We start from the raw sequence: 22,171 nt of genomic DNA on the forward strand, positions 1-22,171 counted from the left end.
GTCGTCGCCCGTGCCGCCGAGCATGGTATCACCGCCAGCCCCGCCATCCAGCGTGTCGTTGCCGGCAGCACCGGTGACGACATTCGCCAGGGCATTCCCGGTCCCCGCAAAATCGCCGATTCCAGTGAAGGTCAACTTCTCGACATTGGCGATGCTGGTCAACGCATAAACGGAAAGCGCCGTCTTGATCAGATCACTGCCTTGATTGGCGGCTTCGCTAACGATATCGGCCAAATCATCAACGATGTAGGTGTCGTTACCAACACCTCCAATCAACGTATCGGTGCCGGCGCCACCGTCCAGGATGTCGGCTCCCCCGCTGCCCTTCATCGTATTGGCGAGGTCGTTGCCCGTCCCGCTGAATGCGGCAGTTCCTGTGTAGGTCAGGTTTTCGATATTCGCCTTGGACGCTAGAGAGTAGGCGACAAGTCCCGTTTTGACTGTATCGATACCTTCGCCGCCGTTTTCGATCAGGACGTCGGCAGCGTTGTCGACAATGTAGGTGTCGTCGCCACTGCCGCCGATCAGCGTATCGGCACTAGCCACCCCGTTCAGTGTGTCATTGCCGGAGCCGCCGGTTATCGTGTTGGCGAGCGCATTACCAGTTCCTGTAAAGTTGCCGGTGCCGATATAGACAAGGTTCTCGACGTTGGTGCCGACGGTATAACTCGCAAGTGCCGTCTGGACTGTGTCCGTTCCCCCATTCGGGTTCTCGATCACAACGTCGGTCGCAACATCGACCACATAGATGTCGTCGCCGACTCCGCCCGACATCGTGTCGGAACCAGCGCCCCCGATCAACATGTCGGCGCCGGCGCCACCGTCAAGCGAATCATTTCCAGCATTACCCCAAAGGGTATTGTTCACCTCGTTGCCGATAATCGTGTCATTGCCTGAGCCTGCCTGAACATTTTCGATCAGTGACGCAAGATTGTTGTGATAAAGAAGCGCGTTGAAAATGTTACCGCGAGCAAAGCCATTATTAGGGCCACCTCCCAAATAGGCCAACTGGCCTTGGGAAAAGACTGAGAAGCCTCCGGGTCGCAGGTCAATTTTAAGGCGGGTGGTATAAGCGCTCAGATCATAGGTGTCGACACCGCCGCCGTCCCAGATTGTTGCAAAGATCCTGTTGTCATCGGGCGTGATGGCCGCTACCCCGTTGACATAGGTCGTCCCTTCATTCGGATTCCACCTGTAGGTGGTATTGTCACTGTTGATCGTGTAGTCCGCACCATAGATTTCCTGCAGGGCGGCGATGTCGAGCATCATGAAGGATTGTGGCGCACCATTCTGCTCGTATTCGTAACCCCTCGCATCGTCTCCGATATATGTGCGGTAGGTCATGATCGTATATTCGATAGAATCGTAGGCGCTGGGCACGATCGCTGGATTGCCATCCGGTTCATGACCATGTTTCAAACCGAGAGCGTGACCCAGTTCATGCGCCAGCGTGTGTCCCGCATAGTTGCCGAAATTCGGAAAGCGATAATCATTTTCTGTGCCAGCATATTCCGTCCCGAACCAGATATCGCCGCCGCTGCTGTCCCTGCTTGGATAATAGGCCCCTGCCGTCGGAAGAGTGGGATCCGACGACTGAGCGAATCGCACCGATGCGGTGTCCACGTCCCTGGCCGCAAAGTTGGCGTTAGTGAATCCCTCTACGGAGAAACCGTCATTTGCCGTGTTTCCGTAGGATTGTTCCATAAGGAACAAGGCAGCGGACTGCTGTTGTGAGGAAATCGGAGAGAAACTGTAATCTTTCTCGCCGTTATAGGAGTACGATGTCGAGATGGTGGGAAACGCATAGGTTATCGTTCCGTCCCAGGCATAGCCGCTGATAACCCCGTCAATTTTCTGGTCTCCCGTCAAGCTCACGTTCCTGGTGGAACTACTAATGCCTGTCATCAAACCCCCGTTTGCTTATTCCACTCTGCCGTGCGTTATGTCGATTCCCTCCGCTCCATGAGAGCGGCCCTGCCATTCATTCGAGAACCAGTGTGGACCGCCAAGGTTGAATGCCGTCGCGCGATGGCGACTACCTCTCCCTCATCGCCTCCGCTGCGACTTCAACCAAGGGCGAAAACACGTACTCCAGTATTCTGCGTTCGCCCGTTCGAACCTCCGCAATCGCCGCCATGCCCGCGCTGAGCTTTACCTCACGGCCATCTGCTGAGATGTGATCAGTCTCCAAACTCAACGTGACCGGAAACACAAGGTTCTGCATTCTTTCGGCGCCACCGAACGTGGTCTCAACCTGTCTTGTTGCGGCATCGCCTTCGCGGCGTGCGGCGTCGGGTTCCGGGATCGCATCCGCCGCAATTTTCGTGACACGGGCTGGGATCGTTCCGTAGCGCGTAAAGGGAAAGGCTTCGAGCTTGACGACAGCGTCCTGGCCAACCTTGATGAAGCCGATATCCTTGTTCAAAGCGTAAACTTCAAGCTCCAACATACTGCCGTCGGGCACAACACGCATGACCTCCTGGCCGACCGTCACCACCTGACTTACGCTCGTAATCGAGGATGCCTGCACCGTGCCGTCTATAGGACTGCGCAAGGACATCTGCTCGCGAGAATTTTTTGCCTTCGCCAGCCGTTGCTCCAACTCTTCGACCCGACGTTCCGCATCACCGAGCCGTCCAAGTTGATCGCTTAGGAACACTCGCGTTACCTTGTCCTTCTCTCGCGCGAAAACCTCGATGCCGGCCCCCGCGTCTGCAAGCTGGCCCTCCTGCATGGCAAGCTGCGTCGCCTGCTCTTTCAGGGTCTGCATTGCATCAATCACGCTCGCCATCGTGCCGGCCTCTTTCGAAGCAAGTGCGTTGCGCATCGTCACACGCAATCTTAGCGTGTCGACCAGGGAGTTCTGAGCCGCAACTGTCACTATGAGACGATCGCGCTCCACTTCCTTCTGATGCCTCTGAGCATCAAGCGAGGCAACCGCCGCTTGGTGCTGCTCGAAATCACCCAAGAGGATGCCCTCTTCACGGCGTCGCAGTTCATCGGGCACGCCTGCATCCCAAGAGATCATCGGGAACGGCTGGTCCTTCTCCTGTGAACGAACATATTCAACGACAGTTTTCCGACGCAGGACCTCGGCCCGCACAGACGCCAGGCCTTTTGCGGCATCCGTCTCATCGGCAATGGCATCCGTTGGATCAAGTTCAAGGAGAATATCATCTCTCTTAACATGTGCACCATTTGGGGGCGGAAGCGCCTTCACCTTGCCGGTCAGCAACGGCTGTACGACCTTGACGCGGCCGGTCGGTTGGATCTTGCCCTGTGCGGCGGCGATGATGTCGATATGGCCAACATAGGACCAGATCAACGCCGTTGTGGCGAAGGCGCAAATGATCAAGATCAGCGCCACATGAACGGGCGAAGGCGGCGTTTCCAGAACTTCAAGTGCTGGCGCCAGAAACTCGTGATCGGATCGTTTTGCCGGCGGCGGACGGCCGGCATATCGAACAGCTTGGGCAGTTGCATCTTTCATGCGGCGCCCCTCGCATTCTGCAGGGCCCAAAGCCGCGCATAGAGCCCGTCTGGGCGCTTGAGCAGTTCGTCATGGCTGCCGACCTCCGCGATCCGCCCGTCCGCCATGCCGATGATCCTGCTGCACGGCCTGACGGCGGCAAGCCGGTGCGCAATGATGATGACCGTCCTGCCCTCAGTGATCTGATGCATGTTCGTCTGGATGACGCGTTCGCTCTCGTAATCGAGTGCGCTGGTCGCCTCGTCGAAGATCAGGATCGGCGGATTCGTCGCAAGCGCACGGGCAATGGCGATCCTTTGCCTCTGGCCGCCGGACAGGTTGGCCCCGCGTTCCTCGATCATCGAGTCATAGCCTTGGGGTAGCCGCGTGATGAATTCGTCCGCCCCCGCAAGCTTGGCGACGGCGATCACCTGGGCGCGCTGCATTGCCGGGTTGGAGAAGGCGATATTGTCGTGGATCGTGCGATTGAAGAGAAGGTTGTCCTGCAGGACGACACCGATATGGCTGCGCAACCAGGCGGGATCGAGCTGGGAAAGATCCGCCCCGTCAAGCAGGACCTGCCCTTCTTCCGGGAGATAGAGCCGCTGCACCAGCTTGGTCAACGTCGATTTGCCAGAACCGGATGCACCGACGATGCCCATCACCTCGCCGGGATGAATGTCGAGAGAAATGTTCTTTAAAACCTCAGGCGTTCCTGGCCGATAGCGGAAGGTCACGTTTCGGAACTGGATCAACCCCATCGGCGGAGGTAACGCCACGCGAGCGCTCGGCTGGCGCTCCATTGGCGTGTTCAGGATATCACCGAGGCGATCGACGGAGATCTGCACCTGCTGGAAATCTTGCCAAAGCTGCGACAGCCTCAGAACCGGCTGGGTCACCTGTCCCGCGATCATGTTGAAGGCTACTAGTGAGCCGACCGACAGCTCGCCATCCATAACGGCCTTGGCTCCGAAGAGGAAAAGCGCAGCCGTGGAAAGCTTGCTGACATACTGGATAAGGTTTTGTCCGCCAGCACTCAGTAGCGTCGTGTCGAAAGCCGTCCTGACATAGGCGGCGAGCTTCTCTTCCCACTGCGCCTGCATGACCGGCTCGACGGCTGCGGACTTCACCGTATGGACGCCGACGATCGCCTCGACGAGGAACTGCTGGCTGGCGGCACCCCGGTTGAACTTCTCCTTGACGAATTCCCGCAGTGGCGGCCGGACTAGGAGGCCGATCAGGATGTAGATCGGGATGGCGGCAATGACGATCAGCGTCAGACTCCAGGAATAAGCGAAAAGAACAGCGATAAAGACAAAAGTGAAAATGAGATCAAGTGCCGAGAATAGTCCCTGCCCGGTCAGAAAAGCGCGGATGGTCTCAAGTTCGCGCACGCGAGCGACTGTCTGACCGGCCGAGCGGGTCTCGAAGTAACCGAGAGGCAGCCGCAGAAGATGATGAAACAGCCGTTGCCCAAGTTCGACGTCGATCCGGTTGGTTGTGTGCGCCAGGGCATAGGTTCGGAGATATTGCAGGACCACGTCGAAGAGACCGATGATTGCAATGCCAGCGACAAGTACGAATAGCGTTGAGTAGCCTTTGTGCGTCAGGACTTTGTCGACTACGACCTGAAAAAACAAAGGTGTGACCAGGGCGAAAATCTGCACGAACAGCGAAGCAATCAGCACATGAGCGAGTGGTTTGCGATATCGCCAAATAGACGGTAGAAACCACTTGAAGCCGAACTCCCGTGGATCGGACCCCTCGCCGCCGAGCCGCCGGCCGACGAGGATCACGCATGACCCGATTTCAGCGAGGATTTCCGAGGGTGTGATCTCGCGATCAACGCGTGTCACGGGATCTACGAGCCTATATTTTCCGGAGGGATTGAGCCCACCCAGCACCTGAAACGCACCACCCTGCAGTTTGACGATGGCAGGCACCGGCATCGTGCGGAGCCGATGTTCTGTTACGCGATCAACGACACGCGCCTTGAGGCCGATGACCTTTGCCGCGCGCTGAATATCGATCGGTTGCGCTGCTCGCCCTTTCAGCGCCAGATCGTGTTGGAGTTGGCTCGGGTCTGCAGCAATTCGATAGAATGCAGCAATACCGCAGAGCGCACGAAGACCGGAGTCGTGATGCTGCGGAACGACGCCATCCATGTCGAGAAATGTTTCCTCTCACCCCGCGCTTTGCGTGTACAAAGCACCCTTCCCCAACAACCGTTCTTGCCGGTTTTGCGCCTGCAGAATGTAGGCGGACTTACGTCTATATCGCTATGGAAATATTGCGCTCCTGAGATTTTGGGAGGACGTGTGTCATCTTATCCACAGAGCACAACCGTAATTGTGATTTTTGTAATCAGAGGTTGCTGTTTCCACCTATTTTTACATCTTCGCCATGGAGTGCATAGCTGGCGCGCGCAGCAATGCGGCTCTCCACGCCGCTGAACTCGCAGAGAGCGCCCAGCCGATTCAGCTTCGATATGGGTGGAGCTACGAGTTTCGGTATGAAACAGCGGTTCACGTTGGAAGGAAGGTTGGGGTCTATGTCCGCCTAGGGCGCCAGTAGCGGAAATAATTTCCGTCCTTGCGCGATGGTCCCAGGTACAGAGCTTGGGCCGGATTTGGCGCTGCGGCCTTCAGGTTATGGTGAGCTTTGCGAACGACGAGCTACCATCGCCAGCGAAGATGAAGTCTTCGCGCCGGCGATAGCCGGGTCCTGCGGTATTTCGAGATTGGGAAGAATGGTTGCGGGGGGCCTGAGCCCACAGAGACTAGTAATTTTGCGTCAGTTGGCCTACGGAATCGCTTCCGTTTCCTCTCAATGTAAGAAAACATTGAAGAACCGCGCGATCCGATGCCCGTTTTGCCCAACCGTCAGGTATAAAAGTGCCCGTCGCCGTCACGTACATGTTTTCATTCCCTGCGTGAACTGGAAGTCGGCAACCTGCAGGCTGGAAACGACGATCGACCATCGCCAGCGAAGATGCAGTCTCCGCTCCAGCAATAGCCGACTCCTGCGTTATTTCTGGATTGGGACAAACTGGTTGTGTCACGCAAAACTTGCGACCAAAGGCCCCGTTAAGAGTTAGCCACAGCGATCAACGGCTTGTTCCCGACGTTTTTCCGGCACTAGGACTTCGTCCGGTCGAATTGCCGTCCCATTAGAACCTACGCGTTATTGTCGACTACTCCTTCTCACTCGGGCCAATTTAACACATACATTTCACGTCGAAGAACTGGCGCACCCGCGACAACGTCACCATCGCTCGAAATTCCATACATGGAAAAGCCGTAATTGGAGTAATCGCATTTGCCACCGGAAACGATCACATCGATCCACGCTCTTTCTGTGACGGCGGGATACACAAAAGGCTGCGCGCTGCACTGAGCGACAGGCGTATCCCGCGACGGGGATGCTGCAGACAGCCGAAACACGGCATTCTTAGAAGAAGTATCCCTTAACGTCGTTAGTTGACCAATAAGCGGGTTTGCGGCGTCACGGTTTTGCCAATGCAAACGCGTCGCACGATAAATATCCCTAAAACCAACGGTGAAGAAGAGGACGATGATAACCGCTCCCATTACCCTAGTCACATGGCGGCGCGGAGCACCAACCGCGAGCTGAATGTTCAAAGTGTTGATCGCCGATGAAAGAAACCAAGGAAGAGCTACGAAAAACGGAACGCTTGTAAAATAATAAGCGGATCCACCTGGTATCTTGAAGAGGGCGACAATCAATACTCCAGCGGCCAAACTGCCGACCATAAACAACGAACTGGGCCGCCTTATCTCCCTCGATACACCTCCTTGCCATCCAACGACAATGGCGCAAATTGGAACAAAAAAGTGTATAGAAAAAAACGATACAACCGAAAACACCGCGGCGGCGAGGTGGAAAACGGCAATGTCTCCAGCCGCCCATTCAGATTTGGAAAGACGGATATAGTATCCCCAGAAAGAGTAATCGGAAATAAAGTTAAACGGTTCAATTTTAGAAGCATCGGAATTCGCGGCTATTGCAAAAACCGTCCAGAAGACTGCGGCCATCGCCAGTATACACACAGCAGCCTCAAAGAGGCGCCGATCAACCCGCAGAAACAATATCCTGCTGGCCCAGATACCCCAGTAAATAAGCCCTACCGATGCTTTTGCATTGGCAATTGACACCGCGAACGCGAACACAACCACGAGATCAAGCAATCCCAACCGCTTCTTGAAAAGCAACGGCATGCCCACGAGCATGAGACCCAATGCAACAAGATGTGATTCTGAAATGAAGTACGAATTTACCAGGAACCACTTCTTGAAGAGGAAGACGACGCCGAACAGAAGTAAGCAAGCGGCAATGTAAGCCTGATAAAGCTTATCGGTTTTCATGCCAACCACGGCGGAGGTATAGACGATAGCGAAGAGAAGAATCGGCCCGAAAAATACATAGGGGGCGATGCCGTAAACCTCGAGCACGCTGACCCCAGATAGGACGCTTAAGCCCGCCATTAGATAATGCGAGAGGACATAGTATGGGACATCTACGAGGCCATTGAGACCCGTGGAACTTATCCCATAATTTTTCAACATAGACGCAATGCTGGCGTGAAAAAGGGTATCCTTATGCAACAATCCGGCATTAAGTCGGGTAGACATATCAAAAAAAGTATACGGTTTTCTGGTGCCGACAAACAATAGGGTCGCGAAAACCGCCGCAAGTAGGCACTGCCGGATCACTACGGCGGGATCAGGTATCTTTGCCAGGCGACAACAAGATAGAACGAAGCTGATCGCCAACCCAAGGAAAAGTACGCCATTATACCATTCGCTATTGGTATACGCGGCCAAGCAGATCAGTGCATAACAGGTAAGCAACCCAATACTGACGTCCATAAATCGCGACACAATATAAAAGCACGATATTAGGCCGATACAGACCGCGGACACACGAAGCATCGGCCAAAACACAGCAGCGTCCCACATAAGGAGACTGCCGACCCCGAATGTTACGATCGTTGAGAGAAAAAGACTTAGAAACAGAAAATCGCTCTGCCTCCGCGAGAGGCTAACCTCCTCCAGCAACCCAGGGCTGTCTACCTTATCGAACATTTCTGCAGCCTCCAAAGGCTATTGGGTCAGCAAACAATTCCTTCTCACTGACTGCAATTGCTCGAAAACGCCGATACTCCGTCCTCTGAATGTTCGGCATTGTTCCTCTTAGGAGGCTGCTCAATATAGTCACTGCATGCTCCTGTCCGTCTTTCTTGAGGCCAATCCATGAAAAAGGCGAATATGCACCTTCAATATGCCGGGTCGAAGCTGGAGCCTTACAAATCTACCGGTCGATGCCCATTGTTGTTCTCGGTTGTTGGGGAGCTTCTTTTGGCCTGCGATATCAACCTGCTCGAATGTGTACTGGTGCGGCTGTCTACCGCGCCCAAGTTTTTGAGCTTTGCGGCATAGGTCACTTTGTCCAAGTTGACGATGAAACCGCCGGTGTTTTCGCTGGCTCAGCGGATAACCTCCGAGCCCATAAAGCGGCTCCGCCAATGACCAGGATTGTCGCTCGCCCTGTATCCTCCTGATAGGTCAGCCGATGGTATCAATCAAAACCTTAGCAATGTGTTCTTGCTTTTCAGCAGTTAGGCCAACCCACAGCGGCAAACGCACTAGCCTTTCAGATTGAGCAGTGGTCACTTCCAACTCGCACTTCGTGCGGCCATACCGCCTTCCAGCCGGTGAAGAGTGCAGGGGCACGTAATGGAAAACCGAGAAAATGTCATTCCTCTTGAGCTCATTGAGCACCTTCTGACGATCAATCCCCGGCGCAAGCAAGACGTAGTACATGTGGGCATTGTGCTGGCATTCATCTGGCACGATAGGCCGGCGTAGCAACCCCTTGGCCTCTAGCGGTTCAAGAATCGCGTGATAGCGTTGCCAGATGGCCAAGCGGTCGTTGGTAATGCGCTCGGCTTCTTCAAGCTGTGCCCACAGGAAGGCCGCAATCAACTCGCCCGGCAAGAACGAAGAGCCTACCTCCTGCCAGGTGTATTTATCCACCTCACCCCGGAAAAAACGACTGCGGTCGGTGCCCTTCTCACGGATGATCTCGGCGCGCACCGCCAGCGCGGGGTCGTTCACCAGCAAGGCTCCGCCTTCGCCCGAAATTACATTCTTAGTTTCGTGAAAGCTGTACGCCCCCAGATCGCCTATGCTGCCCAGCGCTCGCCCTTTGTAGGTCGCCATCACGCCCTGTGCCGCATCCTCCACAACCTTGAGGCCATGCCGCTTGGCGATGTTCATAATGGTGTCCATCTCGCAAGCCACACCCGCGTAGTGGACCGGGACGATGGCGCGAGTGCGCGAGGTGATCGCTGACTCGATGAGGCGCTCATCCAGGTTCAAAGTATCTTCTCGGATATCGACAAACACCGGAATGCCGCCACGGAGCACAAACGCATTGGCGGTCGACACGAAAGTGTAGGAGGGCATGATGATCTCGTCACCAGGCTCGATGTCCAGAAGCAATGCCGCCATCTCCAGTGCGGCGGTGCAGGAGTGCGTCAGCAGCGACTTGTCGCATCCACTCTTGTTTTCCAGCCACTCATGGCAACGCTTGGTAAAAGGCCCGTCACCGGCAAGCATGTTGCCGAACTTGGCTTCGGCAATGTAATACAACTCTTTACCGGTCATGAAGGGCCGGTTGAACTGGATTTTTTGACTCACTGCTTATCCCCCTGAAGCCTGTGCCACTCGTCGGCGACACCGCGCAGATACTCGCTGTACTCGCATGCGGGCATGTGCTCAATCAAGGTTTCAAACTGATCAATACGGAGGAACCCTCTCACCAGCGCTGCCTCTTCGGGACAACCGATTTTCACGCCTTGCCGCCGCTCGATGGCTTCAATGTAGGAAGAAGCCTCGTGCAGAGCGGTACTGGTGCCGGCATCGAGCCAGGCGAAGCCCCGGCTCAACCGCCGCACCTGCAGCTTGCCACGCCTCAGGTACTCCAGATTGACATCTGTTATCTCAAGCTCGCCCCGAACGGATGGTTTAACCGCCTTCGCAATCTCCAGCACGCTGTTGTCGTAGATGTACACACCCGGCACGGCATAGCTGCTTTTAGGGTGCCGGGGCTTCTCTTCAATAGAGATCGCCTTGCCGTTTCGGTCGAACTCCACCACACCATAGCGCTCGGGATCCTTGACGTGATAGGCGAAAATTGTTGCGCCATCCGTAAAACTGGAGACCGCCCGGGGAAAATCGTCGCCCCCCGAGAAAATATTGTCACCGAGCATCAGGATCACATCATCAGAACCCACAAAATCAACGGCAATCAAGAATGCCTGCGCAATCCCTTCGGGTCGGGGCTGTTCGCGATACTGGATCGCTATTCCCCATTGATTGCCATCGCCAAGCAAATTTTGATACCGAGGCAAGTCGTGAGGCGTTGAAATAATACAGAATTCCCTGACCCCCGACGCAATCAGAACGGTGATAGGATAGTAGATCATAGGTTTGTCGAACACAGCCTGAAGCTGCTTACTGGACACTCGCGTAAGAGGATACAAACGCGAGCCAGCGCCACCAGCAAGAAGAATTGCTTTCATTCATGTCTCCCCTCACCGATCGCGGCGACACGACCGACGTTGATTGGATAAATACCTTCTTTACGCAAGCAAAAATGGGAAAGGACAGTTCCAGACTCACGTCTTCCTAGCCACGAGCAGTCTTGAACCACCCAAAGGAAGATCGAGACCACTTTTGATGAGAGCGCGTTCCGCGCGCAATATCCATCTGAAAGCGCTATTGAGCAGGCTTGGAAGTTCCATCTCGGCTCGAACGTCGATTTCGGCAACTGATTTATTTCGGCTTAGCAAACGCGAAGCAAGCATTGCCGGAAGCAGAAGCGAAACGAATGAGGTGTCGCGAAGGATGGTGAAGCCTGCGGCAGTAACCTTCTTACTTAGTTCGCTGGCTGTGTACCGTCGATAATGGTGAGCATAATCGTCAAGTGGACTCCACAACCATGGATGTTGCGGAACGGTCACTAGGAGCGTCCCTTTGGGTTTCAGTGCAGCGTGCATTTGTTGCAGGACGGTTTCATCCTCCTCGATGTGCTCAAGAACATCAAATGCGCCAATGGCATCAAACTCCTCGGCGAAGGGGATCACCCGCGCATCCATCTGCATCAGCCGCGCAGTCGGCAATCTCTGCGAAGCGAAATGCAGACCCTCAATAAATATCTCGCTTCCGAAAAGCTGTACTTTGGTATGTTTCCTCGCAATACCGGAGAGCACAAAACCCGTTCCGCAGCCAATTTCCAGAAAGGACCGAAAATTTGGGTGATACTTGCTCAGAACCCATAAGATGAGATCGTTTCGGGATTGGAACCAGAAATTCGTCGCCTCCAACTCCGACAAAACCTTGAAATAAGAAGCCTCAAACCCGCCGCCTTGGTTAGCAAACTGCGGAGAGTAAGCTGTTATTCCGTCTATTTTTTTAGGCTCCCAACGGCAAGTGGGGCAACGAGGTGTACTGGCTTCGCTATCGAATTTCGTTCCACAATCCAAACAACGGAAGCTCACGGGTTCTGTTTTCTCTTGCTAACGGACGGAAAGACATAAATGCTGGAAGCTACATATACGAATGCGGCCACGGCAACTATACCAAACGCTTGCACGTAGGCGTGGGCATAATGGAGCCTGTCCACAAAGATATAGAGGATGCTGTAATTCAGCGCATAGCCAATGCTATAGATGATTCCATATTTGATTATCGCGCTCTGCTGATCCGCAGCATGAATGAATACCCAGCGCCGAATAGCGGCAAACCCCATCAAGACCCCAACAAAATAAAGTATAGTCATCGCTAATTTTGGTGGAACCCCAACAAAAGTGACTATGAGGTAAAGAACATATCCCAGAGCGTTTGTGACTAGACCAGTGAAGCCAAATCGAACCAACTGTAGCATACTATTTTTAGATAGAATCAGACCTGCTCCACTTTATTTGTCGTCAAGAATGGCCAGGCCGAAACCCGTCTTCCCGTATCCGTCGCCATTGTATAGCATATAGGTATTGCCCCTGTGCCGAAACACGTAAGGGTACTCGACCATCTCGCTATCCCAGCCCTTCTCGGAAAGGCCGATGCCGGCCTGATCTAGTTTCAAGGTCCATGTGATTCCGTCCCGGCTTTCAGAATATCCAATCCGATAGGTTTCGCCCTGACCACTGCGATAGGAAAACCACATCCGGTAACCACGCGCCGCATCAACAAGCACCGTAGGCCTGGAGAATGCCTGCGCCTTGCCAATTTCATACGGTATAGTCACTCCCTCTTTGTGCCATATATGACCATCCCTCGAATTTGCAGACTTGATGACATGGAGCATTTCACCGTTCCCCGCATCCCAGGTTACGGTAGAGCCGTACCACATTCTGAACGTTCCGTTGTCGGCCTTTTCAACCCACGGATAGGAAAGGCTGACTGAATCTTCCTCATCCGAGGCCATGAACGGCACGTCAGCATCCAATTCAAGCGTTAGATCAGGTCGAACCTTTATGCGTCCGATATCGCCTCGCCAATGCCCCCCCGGCGGCCTCTGCCATCCCATGAACAGCATATAGCGCTGGGCGTCTACACAATAACAGTTGCCAATACTGATGCCCGCTTCAAAGAAACTGCCGCCGGCGCCGTGGATCAGGAAAGGTAGCTTGTGCTCGCAAATGATTTCTCGTGTCACGACATCGATATCGACAGCGCCAACAGAGGAACGATTCTCATTGTCACGTCCGCTAAAAAACACCCGGTATGTGTCACCTTCAAGGTGAAGTGCGAGCGGGTTAGCGGCGTGGCTCGTCAGCTTAGGATGAATCCCCGACGGTTCGAAAAGCAGTCCAGTTTTGATCCATATATCGGTCATATCTTGCGCAGTTTTGAACTGGGAACACGGGAGCGTTCAGTGGCGCTAGATACGTAAATCCCGTCGGCTTCGGCATCCGACAGTATGAGTGCTCCGGCGCCAATAACGCATCTTTCTCCGATCGTCACGTGATCGCGAAGTGTCGCATTGACCCCGATGAAACACTGCTCACCAATCATAACGCCACCGGACACAACCACATGTGAGGAAACGAATGTGTGGCTCCCAATATGCGAATGATGGCCGATATGGTTACCGCTCCACAGTGTTACGTTATCGCCGATACGCGAAAATGGCTGGATGGTGTTGTCTTCGAGAACGAAACAGTTGCGGCCGAAGGCATGTTCGTTGAGCACAGTAGCCTTGGAACTGATATAGCTCGCAAGATCGTAACCAAGAGCCTGCGCTGCCTCGAACTTCTGCTTGCGGATCAGGTTTAGCTTGGCATAGCTGAGTGCCACGAAAAGCGCATGGCCGGCAGGAGGATAGCGATCAGCGACTTCTTCGAAAGCAACAACCGGCAAACCGCAAAACTCTCGCTCCGTCAGGTAACCTGCGTCAACGGTAAACGCGACTACCTCATACTCGCTGTCATGGCTAAAATAGTAATGCGCGAGTTGGGCAATATCACCAGTCCCGAAAATGATGAGCTTCCGCGTCATAGCTGCTTCCTCACAATCATCGTAAACTCGTATAGCTCATAGTCATGCAACAAAGCCACTTGTCGGGAATAACGGCGCTTGCAAAGATCAAATAAGTCCAGCGGATTGGCATAATAGAGATCCCGCCGCATCCGGTCGGCGTCCGAATAGGATGTCAAGCAATTGAAAGAAAACCCTATCCGGCTTGTTGCATCCATCATGTCCAGGGTTTCGGTCAAATATGCAAGCCACTCTTCGTCAGTCCGCCCGAGCCGCACATTGAAAATGCCGGAGGCTACAGAATAATCGACGACTTCACCTGGCGTGTTGCCTAACCTGAACGCGACCTCCGCCGTTTCAGCGAAACGAGAACGCGCTGCTTCAATCATCGGAAGAGCGATGTCGATACCGACATAACGAACGGCATGCCGTAGCTCTGAAAGGTGATCAAGCAATGCGCCATACCCGCATCCTATGTCGGCGATCGAATATGGTTGCGAGCGATCGACGACCTTGAGCAACTGGTTGAAACGCATGACCTGGCCAGCGTGACTGTTCCAATCTACGCCTGCGGCTGTCTGGCCGTGTTCGGCGATCCGGCCGGCGTAGTAACTCGCCACCTCGTTCAGGATGTCATCCTTGTTTCCGACCATAAATGTATCCCACGATTGTGTACGGGCGCTGCTTGGTCTCCGAAAAAATCTTCAGATAGATACCAACCGCGCCGATGAAAGAAATAGTGATCCTACCAAACTCTGATCTCCGACCTCGACAGACCATTGCAATCAAACGCCGGCCTGCTGACGCCCGAGGGGCGGTCAGCAGCTTCAGCGGCGCACATACCTCATCATGGAGCCACTTTCCGGTCCGCAATTGAAGAGCAAGTCCAATATAGTGACACCATGCTGAAAGGTTCCCCAGAGCTGGGGATACTCGGGGTATCCGACATAGTCAAACCACTCGACAGAGATACCTGCTCCCTGAAACAAGTCCTCATTCAAGTAGTCCCGCGCTGCAGGTCCAGAAACATACACCCGCGCCCCGGCCTCAACGGAAATCGCCAACAGCCTTTCGCTCTTGCCCTCCTTCAGCTCGAATTCGTACGAGTTCCGGATAGGCGTTGTAATGCCGAGATACGAGCAAACAAGCTGCAAGAGCTCCCGGTTAAGGTCGGATAAAAAAAGTTGGTCACCCGTTAGCAGGACAGGTTCCAGAAGTTGCGAAACTTCTTTGAAATGCGGTGCCCTGGCGTAATTGCTTGCGAGACTGCGCCAATGGATTTCCCGCCAAGCCTGGCCATCTAGCTCGGTTTCCCGAATCGACTGCGCATACTTGCCCTTTACTTTGACGGGGACAGTCAGCCACTTTAAGTCCTGCGGCGTCTTAATTTTGTTACGGTTCCGCCAATCTCGCCGAGTATACTGTACTTCATCGTACAAAATGAACTCGTCCACAGACGCGATCAGGTCGAAATAACCCTTCCACGGGATATAATTCGATTGCACGATTGCGACCTTCTTCATCAGGAAAATCTCATTTTAATCAGGCCGTAACGTCGATCAAAAAGATCTTTCGGCAAGCGCTCTCATTTGTGACATACCGGTGCACTGTCTTGCCGGTTCTGGTCGTTTCTGGTGACACTCGTTACCACATGCGAACGCTCGCTCGCATCGGAACGTCGTCGAGAATAGATTTCTTGAACAATTGAGCGAGGCCTATCCTTCACCTCCTCCAGGATCTGCTTTACGTAAAGGCCCATCAGCCCGGTAAAGACAGCGTTCAGACTGAAGAAAAAGACGACGACCGCCATAAGCGAAGACCATCCGTCTTGGACTGGCCCTGTCAGCGCGCGCAGAACAACAAACGCCCCGTAGCCCATACCTAGGAAAGCCATCACTAGACTGAAGCACAGCATCAACATCAACGGCTTTGCAGAAAACGTCGTGATCGCAAGGGCGGTTAAAGCAATCCGCCGTCCCAACGAGTAGGTTGTATCCGATGTGCTGGATTTGACAAAAGTGAAAGACGCCTGGGGATAGCCAGCAAGAATGCTCAGTGGAACGAAGACGGGGTTCTTATCTCGAAAACTAAGTAGAGTGGATACATAACGACGGGTCATCAATCGTATTGTCGATACGTTTTCAGGAATGCGGACTTCGCTCAAAGCAGAAAAAAGCCAATAGAACAGACGTCCTGATATCCTCTCAACATGGCCGCCTTTCCGGCCTTCCTGCAGCCCGTAGAGGCAGTCAACGGCTTTTTCGCGCAACACCCGCGCCATTTCCGAAAGCAATTCGGGTGGCTCCTCGAGATCGCTGTCAATCAAAAATATTAAATCACCCTGAGCATGTTCCAAGCCGGTGAACATCGCTCTATGATGCCCGAAGTTTCGGCTCAAGCACACCAACGATATCCGAGGGTCAAGCTCAACCCACCTTCGCACGATATTCGCGGAACCGTCCGGGCTACCATCATCGACAATCACAATTTCGATATCGTCCGCCACCGCCTCTCCCGCGGCCAAGGCACGTTGGATGAACTCTTCGATTGTGTCCATGGACCTGTATAAGGTCGTAACGATGGAAAGCTTACGGGTCATGGAGTTCATTTGACTTTCGGCAACCGAGACTTGAACCAGTCGTCAACTGAGCGAAATTCTTCCAGTCCATAGCCAAGTATTTTCTTTTGCTGGTCTGTAAAGTCCGGAGCTTCACCCAGCACAGAAGGAATATGGAACTGCTGACGCAGCATGGGAATCGTGAAGACGTGATTGATGGCTCGACGATTTTTATCAGTCCGATTCGTGCTGCCCGCGTGGTAAAGCATGCAGTTTAGAACAATAAATGTTCCCCGCTTGACGGTAACTTGGCTCTCCAAACGCCGAACAACCTCATCGGGGGGGAATGCTTCACGATGATGAGTTCCAGGAATCACGCGCGTGGCGCCATTTTCGATAGTGAAATCATCTAACGCAAAGAGTGCGTTGATAGCGAGCGGACGAGAGCTTGTAAAATGCTGATAGGGCAAATCTCTATGGTATTGCGCTTGGTGATACCTGCGCTGGTTTCCACGGTTTATGAGACCATTCACCTGGTTCAAAATGAAATAGCCGCCAAGAAGCCGTGATAACAATTCATGAAGTGGCTCGTTGAAAACGACTTTCCAGAAATTCGGGCAGATGATTGGCAGAAGTCGGACTGTGTCGCGTTCATTAATCGAGTCGAGTTCATAGCCTCGTGCAGATGCGTCGGTGTCGTATTCTGATTCCGCCTTATTGAACAACTGCGAGAGTTCATCGAGCTCAGCGCTGGTCAATCCGGAGTCCAGCGTGGTGTACCCCAGCAGTCGGACCTCCTCCGCGAGAACATCGTAAATGTCTTTTGCTTCAGTTGTTGCAATAACGCCGTAGCGAGAAATTTCGGTCATCGGATGGCATCCTGCTTTGCAATTTCAAAGGAATGGAAAATTGGAACACCCTCCGATTCGAAACGCTCCCGAACAAGCGGCCAGCTTCGATCATGCACGCCCGCGATTAGGGGCATTCTTGGAAAGTTCAAGAAGTCCTCAGTCGATACAACAGGTTTATTGTAGAAATCGCTCTCTACCGGTCGGTCTCTTACAAAAAACTCCGCATTTTCGACAACGGACGGGCTATAGGCATGAAGAAGATCGGAATACTCGCCCGTGCCGAAGATGCCGTATTTCCGGCCCTTGAGCGCCCAATCAGTCGCGTCTTGCACTTTGCTCCAGGTGTTCAAGTAGTCAGCACGCTTTTCAGAAAGAAGCTCAAAGCCACGGCTCTTATTTTCAAGGTCGGCGTCGCCCGATTGCAAGAGATGTATCCCAAAGCCCCGTAGGCTACCCGTTAAAGGAGAGCTCTCAACCACTCGGAGATTTGCGCCCGCTACAATCATCGCCAACGAGACTGGTGTAAAGTTCGATATATGATCGTAGAAGAGCAACTCCGATCCCACCATCTCTCCATCGGGACAAACCACAAGGATAATTCCCGTTTCATCAATGGCGTGTCCGCATGCTCGAAGGAAGCCGTGAGGACTATGTGTGTGCTCAATGACGTTTACGGAGAAGCAAAGATTGTACCCGCGCGGTCTCTCTTCGAACTGCTCGGCAAAACCCTCGTGGATAGAAACCCGACGTCCCGCGATCGAGCGGGCATATGCTGCTACTTTGGAGCTAGGCTCCACTCCGGTCGCAGTTTGAGCGCCAAGATTGTCAGTCAGGTGATTGAGTAGCGTGCCGCTACCACATCCGAACTCTATAATTTTGGAGAGGTCGGCCTTCCTCCCTAGATGGCACGCCAAGAAAGCTTCTATTTGCCGGCCATATTCGACGGAGCGCGCAACCTCGGCAGCCGCGTCTCGTAGGCCGATCGAATAGTCGTCGCTGTAAATCTCTCTTATTTGCTCTTCTGAAAAGTTCTGCGTATGAAAACCATGTCCGCAGTTGTTACAAGAACGGCGCTTAAGAGGATTCGATACAACTCGGCCATCACTGATCATTGAACGGGATAGATGCGGGACGGGCAGGTCTTTGCAATCCGCTGAGCCGCACGCGGGACACACATAGCTATATTCCGTCAAGCGATATCCCCCGCAACTGGTCGCTAGGCGGTTGGCAATAGCGCAATTTCGTCGCCGCATGCAAGTCGTAAAAGGAGGAAGGCAGGCTCCCGCTTTCCGCGAAGGCGGCAAAAGGCCCAAGCGCGTTTGCGGCGCCTGGAAACTATCAGCTATGGCAAGGCAATTCCCGAAACTACACCAAGATTGCCAGGCACCGCTCAACTCACGCCTCTCATGCAGGATCAAATGTCGCTTCGCACACTATTTCACGTTGCTTGGGTATGTAATTGCCCTTTTGCAATTCCTCGGCGTCAGGAAGCGGCTGGTGGTATTGGCGGTAGATGTGCGTGCCGTTGACCACTCGAAATCCCTCGAGCAAGTACTCCAAGCTTGTTCTAAATTTGTCGAATTGGCAGCCCTCGGCACCGATCATTGCGCGCCTTATACGCACGGTATGTCCAAAATATACCCTGTCAGATCTATGCCCATTTAACCTTTCCCCGCTTTTGCCGAGGATCGGCAAAATTACTTCTTCGCCGCTTTGATTGACCGAAGATATTGTAAACCAATTTTCAGCCATTCGCAGATCAGTCTCGTTAAAAACGTTGATCGGTGTCGTGCCAAAAAAAATAACGGATCGCGCAGGCTTGGATAAGACCTTTTGTATTTTCGCGACTATCGCGGGCTTGTAACTATCAAGATAAGGGGTTGGCAACGTGATCAAAAACGCCACGGCAAAAAAGCTGAAGTGCACGAAGAGTGGAACGATCGGATCGCCAGTCCCTATCGCTGTATCGCGGCGGGCTCTGGAATACCCTTCCGTATAATCGACTTTCTTTGATGGGATTTGGCAAACGCCGAACATTCTAGTGCGTCGGTCAGCCATGAAGCGATACACGGCACGTCCGCCAAGCAAGCTTCCGAGAAGCAAGAAGGGATAGGCTGGCAGCAATAGCAAGACATAGCGACTTAAGAGAAGATAGAAATCATATCCCTTAACCGGAGGTGCGTTTGACGAGATATCCACACCATAAAGATCTTTGGTGGCATCCTGCGGATCGATCCCAACCTCGGCAAGCCACCGCGCGTTTTGCGAGAGTGGCCGTAGCTCCACCCGTTGGAAAATATCGACGAACTTCACGAACTGAACTGTCCGGTCGCAAAGGTTGCATCTGTCATCGTAGGCCACGTGAAGGGTTTTAGGTCCGGCTATGAATGCTTTCTGCCAGAACAATCCGGCAAAAAAGATGAACTCAAATTCAGCGAGCCACCCGAGCTGAAGAACGAATTTGCTTAGGCAAAAGAATAACACGCCCCACACGATGACATATCGGCGAAACCACCCTCCAAGGATCACGAACGGTACAATCAAAAGATACCAGGGCAGCATCGCCCATAAAGACAATCTCGCGAGAAACACAGGCAATGTTCCCATAGAGAACAAGTGTGCGAACTCGGATGAGAAGCGGGACATGAAATTATTCGTCAGCAACAATGGCCCGGCAACACCCGTCATCCAAGCTGGCTCGTTCAGATGCATCGCAAGAGAGTACAGGCAAGTACACCAATAAGCTGTAAGCATCATGAATTTGACGATTTGAAGCGTATCAGCTGACGGAATACCGTCCTTGTAATAGAAGAATGAAATTATATGTCGAAAGGATCGGTTCGACTTCATTATCCAGGCGTCGAGAGAAAATCTTGCGCCCGCATTGGAGAGCATCAGCAATAGAGCTAAGGTCGTGCCGATATTATTTCCGAGCGTAGATGTCCCAAGCAGCCTGTCACCAACACCCCATTGGAAGATAACGAGGAACGCAAGACAGAACTGCGTAAAAAGTCCGAGTGCGATGAAGGTTCCTATGAGGGGGCATAGGAGGGACAGTGACCAAATGGTGAACTTTGTCCAATCTGAGTCTGTCAAATAGTAGAGTACCCAACCTGCCCGCTCCACGATAAAAAATCCGAACGCAAATCGCAAAATGGCGAATTTCGGTGACTCATGAATAGGATTTGATACGAACGCGCCACGGTCCTGTAAAAATCTCGCAAAGCGCGTCAGTTTTTCCCGAAGCGAGCGGTGATATTTTTCATCGGAAAAGACGAGAAGCAAGATCGCCAAAAGTGAAAAGAACCACGTAGCACGACCAAGATACCAACGCGTTTCGCCGACAACGCCTGCCAAAATGATGGTTGTGGCGAACGCCGCAAATATTACAAAAAAAATCTTGCTCGTAAAAAAATGAAATGCGATCGCTGAGTTAGTCATCTGCGGGGCCTCATCGAGTCTTTCCGGCATAGTTTTCTCCGCAGCCATTTGCGTGTCGTCTTAAGAAATCTCAAAACACTCCTACATTCGAAATCATTCAGGCTCAAGCTAGGCGCTGCAGACGGGTTAGACCAAGCTGAACCTACTGCGAGCTACGCAACGTAGGGTCGATCCGTTTGAAGCGATCGAGTAACCGCCCCGGCTCTGCCGGAGATCATTTGGTTTGAGTTATGCGGCCAAGGCTGGTTCGTCCAGCGTGGCGTAACACTGCTCTTCAACTTTTGCCGGCAATGTATTCCCGATGGGCTCTAACAGCCTCCGTTGGTTGCAGGTTTTGCCGAGTTGAACACGATTTTCGCACTCAGGAAGGTGCGCTCCTCGGATGCGTGCGATTTTCCAAGAACTACTCCGCAGCTTGGACCGAAGAGCAACGGCCTCCGAAGATGCTCTCTAAAGATGTGCCGATCGACTTAGGGTCCGAAGACCAAGTCATATATTAGTCCGCACTGCAAAACACCGCAGTGAGTCACCTTCAGGAATTGAAACCAGACTCAGATCGCCCGAAGTGTTCCAGTTAGAGACTGTCATTTAGGTCAATCGTCTTTCTTTTGTCGCAACTGACGCAAACTTTCAGTTTTCTCTCGACGCTTGTCATCGCCGATGTCCGTGACTTGCTCTAGAGTGCCCGGAAAGCGATTTAATTTAGCGTTTGTCGAACTAGGGACATTACACCGGCAAATCATCACGCTGTTTGCATCTGTTCCCGATGTCAGCATTTCCGAGCTCATGCCGCCCTGGAGAGCTCGACCTGCATGGCTTCAAAAGCCTCCGGCGACACCGAGCCATGGGTTACGAGCCCGCTGGTCAGACAATCGAGCAGGCTTCGTTCCTCCGCGAGGATCTTGAGCGCCCGATTAGGCTCAGCCCGTAGTATCCGATCGATTTCCGCACGCGCCTCAGGATCGGTATTGATCGCAGTTTCGATCTAGTGGCGTCCGGATACGCCAACGTAACGCAGCGACGGCCCCATGCCGTAGCTGAGGACTATTTCGGCCGCGGCTCTCGCGCGGGCAAGATCGGAATCCTCTCCGCGATCAACACATCGCCCATGCCCTTCTCCGACAACCAGCGCCTCTGCCGCCGCACCGCCAGCATCGTGGCGATCTGATCCAGCAAGGCCGGCCGGTCGATGCGCCCCGACGTGTCGAGGTCCGTGTCTCCCACGGTCCGCGAGGCGATCCTGCCGAACCTCAATCCGAGCGAGCGGGCCACTGTCGATTATGTCAACCTG

General features: G+C 53.3%; 18 protein-coding genes. 2 read left to right on the forward strand and 16 right to left on the reverse strand.

Annotated elements, in window-relative coordinates:
- The 4 genes from ACPYOJ_RS28325 to ACPYOJ_RS28340 form a co-directional block, all read right to left on the reverse strand.
- On the reverse strand, window positions 1-1,905 hold a 1,905-nt coding region (locus ACPYOJ_RS28325), incomplete at its 3' end, for a M10 family metallopeptidase (protein ID WP_481419211.1).
- 130 nt (window positions 1,906-2,035) lie between these two features.
- Complete coding sequence (locus ACPYOJ_RS28330) at window positions 2,036-3,490, reverse strand: HlyD family type I secretion periplasmic adaptor subunit (RefSeq protein WP_481419212.1); 1,455 nt, start codon at window positions 3,488-3,490, stop codon at window positions 2,036-2,038.
- A complete protein-coding gene (locus tag ACPYOJ_RS28335; protein WP_481419213.1) occupies window positions 3,487-5,634 on the reverse strand; it encodes a type I secretion system permease/ATPase in 2,148 nt (715 codons plus the stop codon). Before ACPYOJ_RS28335 ends, ACPYOJ_RS28330 begins: the two co-directional genes overlap by 4 nt.
- A 1,038-nt stretch (window positions 5,635-6,672) precedes the next feature.
- Entirely contained in the window at window positions 6,673-8,574 is a 1,902-nt protein-coding gene (locus ACPYOJ_RS28340) for a hypothetical protein (RefSeq protein ID WP_481419214.1), read from the reverse strand.
- 168 nt (window positions 8,575-8,742) lie between these two features.
- Here ACPYOJ_RS28340 and ACPYOJ_RS28345 point away from each other — a divergent pair, with 168 nt between their 5' ends.
- On the forward strand, window positions 8,743-8,928 hold the full coding sequence (locus ACPYOJ_RS28345; protein WP_481419215.1) for a hypothetical protein: 186 nt from the start codon (window positions 8,743-8,745) through the stop codon (window positions 8,926-8,928).
- A gap of 126 nt (window positions 8,929-9,054) precedes the next feature.
- On the opposite strand, the gene rffA is transcribed toward ACPYOJ_RS28345, so the two are convergent.
- The 12 genes from rffA to ACPYOJ_RS28405 form a co-directional block, all read right to left on the reverse strand.
- Window positions 9,055-10,191, reverse strand: coding sequence for a dTDP-4-amino-4,6-dideoxygalactose transaminase (rffA, locus tag ACPYOJ_RS28350; RefSeq protein WP_481419216.1), 1,137 nt, complete (start codon window positions 10,189-10,191; stop codon window positions 9,055-9,057).
- Entirely contained in the window at window positions 10,188-11,075 is an 888-nt protein-coding gene (rfbA, locus tag ACPYOJ_RS28355) for a glucose-1-phosphate thymidylyltransferase RfbA (RefSeq protein WP_481419217.1), read from the reverse strand. Before rfbA ends, rffA begins: the two co-directional genes overlap by 4 nt.
- Window positions 11,076-11,171: 96 nt before the next feature.
- Window positions 11,172-12,053 carry a methyltransferase domain-containing protein gene (locus ACPYOJ_RS28360; RefSeq protein ID WP_481419218.1) on the reverse strand — a complete coding sequence of 294 codons (882 nt, stop codon included), beginning with the start codon at window positions 12,051-12,053 and terminating at the stop codon, window positions 11,172-11,174.
- Window positions 12,050-12,439 carry a GtrA family protein gene (locus tag ACPYOJ_RS28365; protein ID WP_481419219.1) on the reverse strand — a complete coding sequence of 130 codons (390 nt, stop codon included), beginning with the start codon at window positions 12,437-12,439 and terminating at the stop codon, window positions 12,050-12,052. Before ACPYOJ_RS28365 ends, ACPYOJ_RS28360 begins: the two co-directional genes overlap by 4 nt.
- A gap of 33 nt (window positions 12,440-12,472) precedes the next feature.
- A complete protein-coding gene (locus tag ACPYOJ_RS28370) occupies window positions 12,473-13,390 on the reverse strand; it encodes a glycoside hydrolase family protein (protein ID WP_481419220.1) in 918 nt (305 codons plus the stop codon).
- Window positions 13,387-14,052, reverse strand: a complete 666-nt coding sequence (locus ACPYOJ_RS28375) for an acetyltransferase (RefSeq protein WP_481419221.1) — start codon at window positions 14,050-14,052, stop codon at window positions 13,387-13,389. The genes ACPYOJ_RS28370 and ACPYOJ_RS28375 overlap by 4 nt, the downstream gene beginning before the upstream one ends.
- Window positions 14,049-14,684, reverse strand: coding sequence for a class I SAM-dependent methyltransferase (locus ACPYOJ_RS28380; protein WP_481419222.1), 636 nt, complete (start codon window positions 14,682-14,684; stop codon window positions 14,049-14,051). The genes ACPYOJ_RS28375 and ACPYOJ_RS28380 overlap by 4 nt, the downstream gene beginning before the upstream one ends.
- Before the next feature lie 174 nt (window positions 14,685-14,858).
- The gene (locus tag ACPYOJ_RS28385) at window positions 14,859-15,554 is read right to left on the reverse strand and encodes a WbqC family protein (RefSeq protein ID WP_481419223.1); all 696 of its coding nucleotides are present in this window, start codon (window positions 15,552-15,554) and stop codon (window positions 14,859-14,861) included.
- Between the two features lie 62 nt (window positions 15,555-15,616).
- Window positions 15,617-16,639 (reverse strand): glycosyltransferase family 2 protein, encoded by a 1,023-nt coding sequence (locus ACPYOJ_RS28390; RefSeq protein WP_481419224.1) that lies wholly within the window; start codon window positions 16,637-16,639, stop codon window positions 15,617-15,619.
- Complete coding sequence (locus ACPYOJ_RS28395) at window positions 16,636-17,457, reverse strand: phytanoyl-CoA dioxygenase family protein (protein WP_481419225.1); 822 nt, start codon at window positions 17,455-17,457, stop codon at window positions 16,636-16,638. Before ACPYOJ_RS28395 ends, ACPYOJ_RS28390 begins: the two co-directional genes overlap by 4 nt.
- Window positions 17,454-18,632, reverse strand: coding sequence for a class I SAM-dependent methyltransferase (locus ACPYOJ_RS28400; RefSeq protein ID WP_481419226.1), 1,179 nt, complete (start codon window positions 18,630-18,632; stop codon window positions 17,454-17,456). The genes ACPYOJ_RS28395 and ACPYOJ_RS28400 overlap by 4 nt, the downstream gene beginning before the upstream one ends.
- Before the next feature lie 211 nt (window positions 18,633-18,843).
- Window positions 18,844-20,910 carry a DCC1-like thiol-disulfide oxidoreductase family protein gene (locus ACPYOJ_RS28405; protein ID WP_481419227.1) on the reverse strand — a complete coding sequence of 689 codons (2,067 nt, stop codon included), beginning with the start codon at window positions 20,908-20,910 and terminating at the stop codon, window positions 18,844-18,846.
- Between the two features lie 958 nt (window positions 20,911-21,868).
- Here ACPYOJ_RS28405 and ACPYOJ_RS28410 point away from each other — a divergent pair.
- Window positions 21,869-22,048: a hypothetical protein gene (locus tag ACPYOJ_RS28410; protein ID WP_481419228.1), complete on the forward strand. Its 180-nt coding sequence runs from the start codon at window positions 21,869-21,871 to the stop codon at window positions 22,046-22,048.
- Window positions 22,049-22,171: the final 123 nt, after the last annotated feature.

The sequence above is a fragment of the Rhizobium sp. SVR5-9E genome, from assembly GCF_056755095.1.

What these genes read in the sequence shown, in the direction of transcription:
- ACPYOJ_RS28330 (WP_481419212.1), bottom strand. Translation starts at nt 3,490, where the DNA reads ATGAAAGATGCAACTGCCCAAGCTGTTCGATATGCCGGCCGTCCGCCG.
- ACPYOJ_RS28335 (WP_481419213.1), bottom strand. Translation starts at nt 5,634, where the DNA reads ATGGATGGCGTCGTTCCGCAGCATCACGACTCCGGTCTTCGTGCGCTC.
- ACPYOJ_RS28340 (WP_481419214.1), bottom strand. Translation starts at nt 8,574, where the DNA reads ATGTTCGATAAGGTAGACAGCCCTGGGTTGCTGGAGGAGGTTAGCCTC.
- ACPYOJ_RS28345 (WP_481419215.1), top strand. Translation starts at nt 8,743, where the DNA reads ATGAAAAAGGCGAATATGCACCTTCAATATGCCGGGTCGAAGCTGGAG.
- rfbA (WP_481419217.1), bottom strand. Translation starts at nt 11,075, where the DNA reads ATGAAAGCAATTCTTCTTGCTGGTGGCGCTGGCTCGCGTTTGTATCCT.
- ACPYOJ_RS28365 (WP_481419219.1), bottom strand. Translation starts at nt 12,439, where the DNA reads ATGCTACAGTTGGTTCGATTTGGCTTCACTGGTCTAGTCACAAACGCT.
- ACPYOJ_RS28370 (WP_481419220.1), bottom strand. Translation starts at nt 13,390, where the DNA reads ATGACCGATATATGGATCAAAACTGGACTGCTTTTCGAACCGTCGGGG.
- ACPYOJ_RS28375 (WP_481419221.1), bottom strand. Translation starts at nt 14,052, where the DNA reads ATGACGCGGAAGCTCATCATTTTCGGGACTGGTGATATTGCCCAACTC.
- ACPYOJ_RS28380 (WP_481419222.1), bottom strand. Translation starts at nt 14,684, where the DNA reads ATGGTCGGAAACAAGGATGACATCCTGAACGAGGTGGCGAGTTACTAC.
- ACPYOJ_RS28385 (WP_481419223.1), bottom strand. Translation starts at nt 15,554, where the DNA reads ATGAAGAAGGTCGCAATCGTGCAATCGAATTATATCCCGTGGAAGGGT.
- ACPYOJ_RS28390 (WP_481419224.1), bottom strand. Translation starts at nt 16,639, where the DNA reads ATGAACTCCATGACCCGTAAGCTTTCCATCGTTACGACCTTATACAGG.
- ACPYOJ_RS28395 (WP_481419225.1), bottom strand. Translation starts at nt 17,457, where the DNA reads ATGACCGAAATTTCTCGCTACGGCGTTATTGCAACAACTGAAGCAAAA.
- ACPYOJ_RS28405 (WP_481419227.1), bottom strand. Translation starts at nt 20,910, where the DNA reads ATGCCGGAAAGACTCGATGAGGCCCCGCAGATGACTAACTCAGCGATC.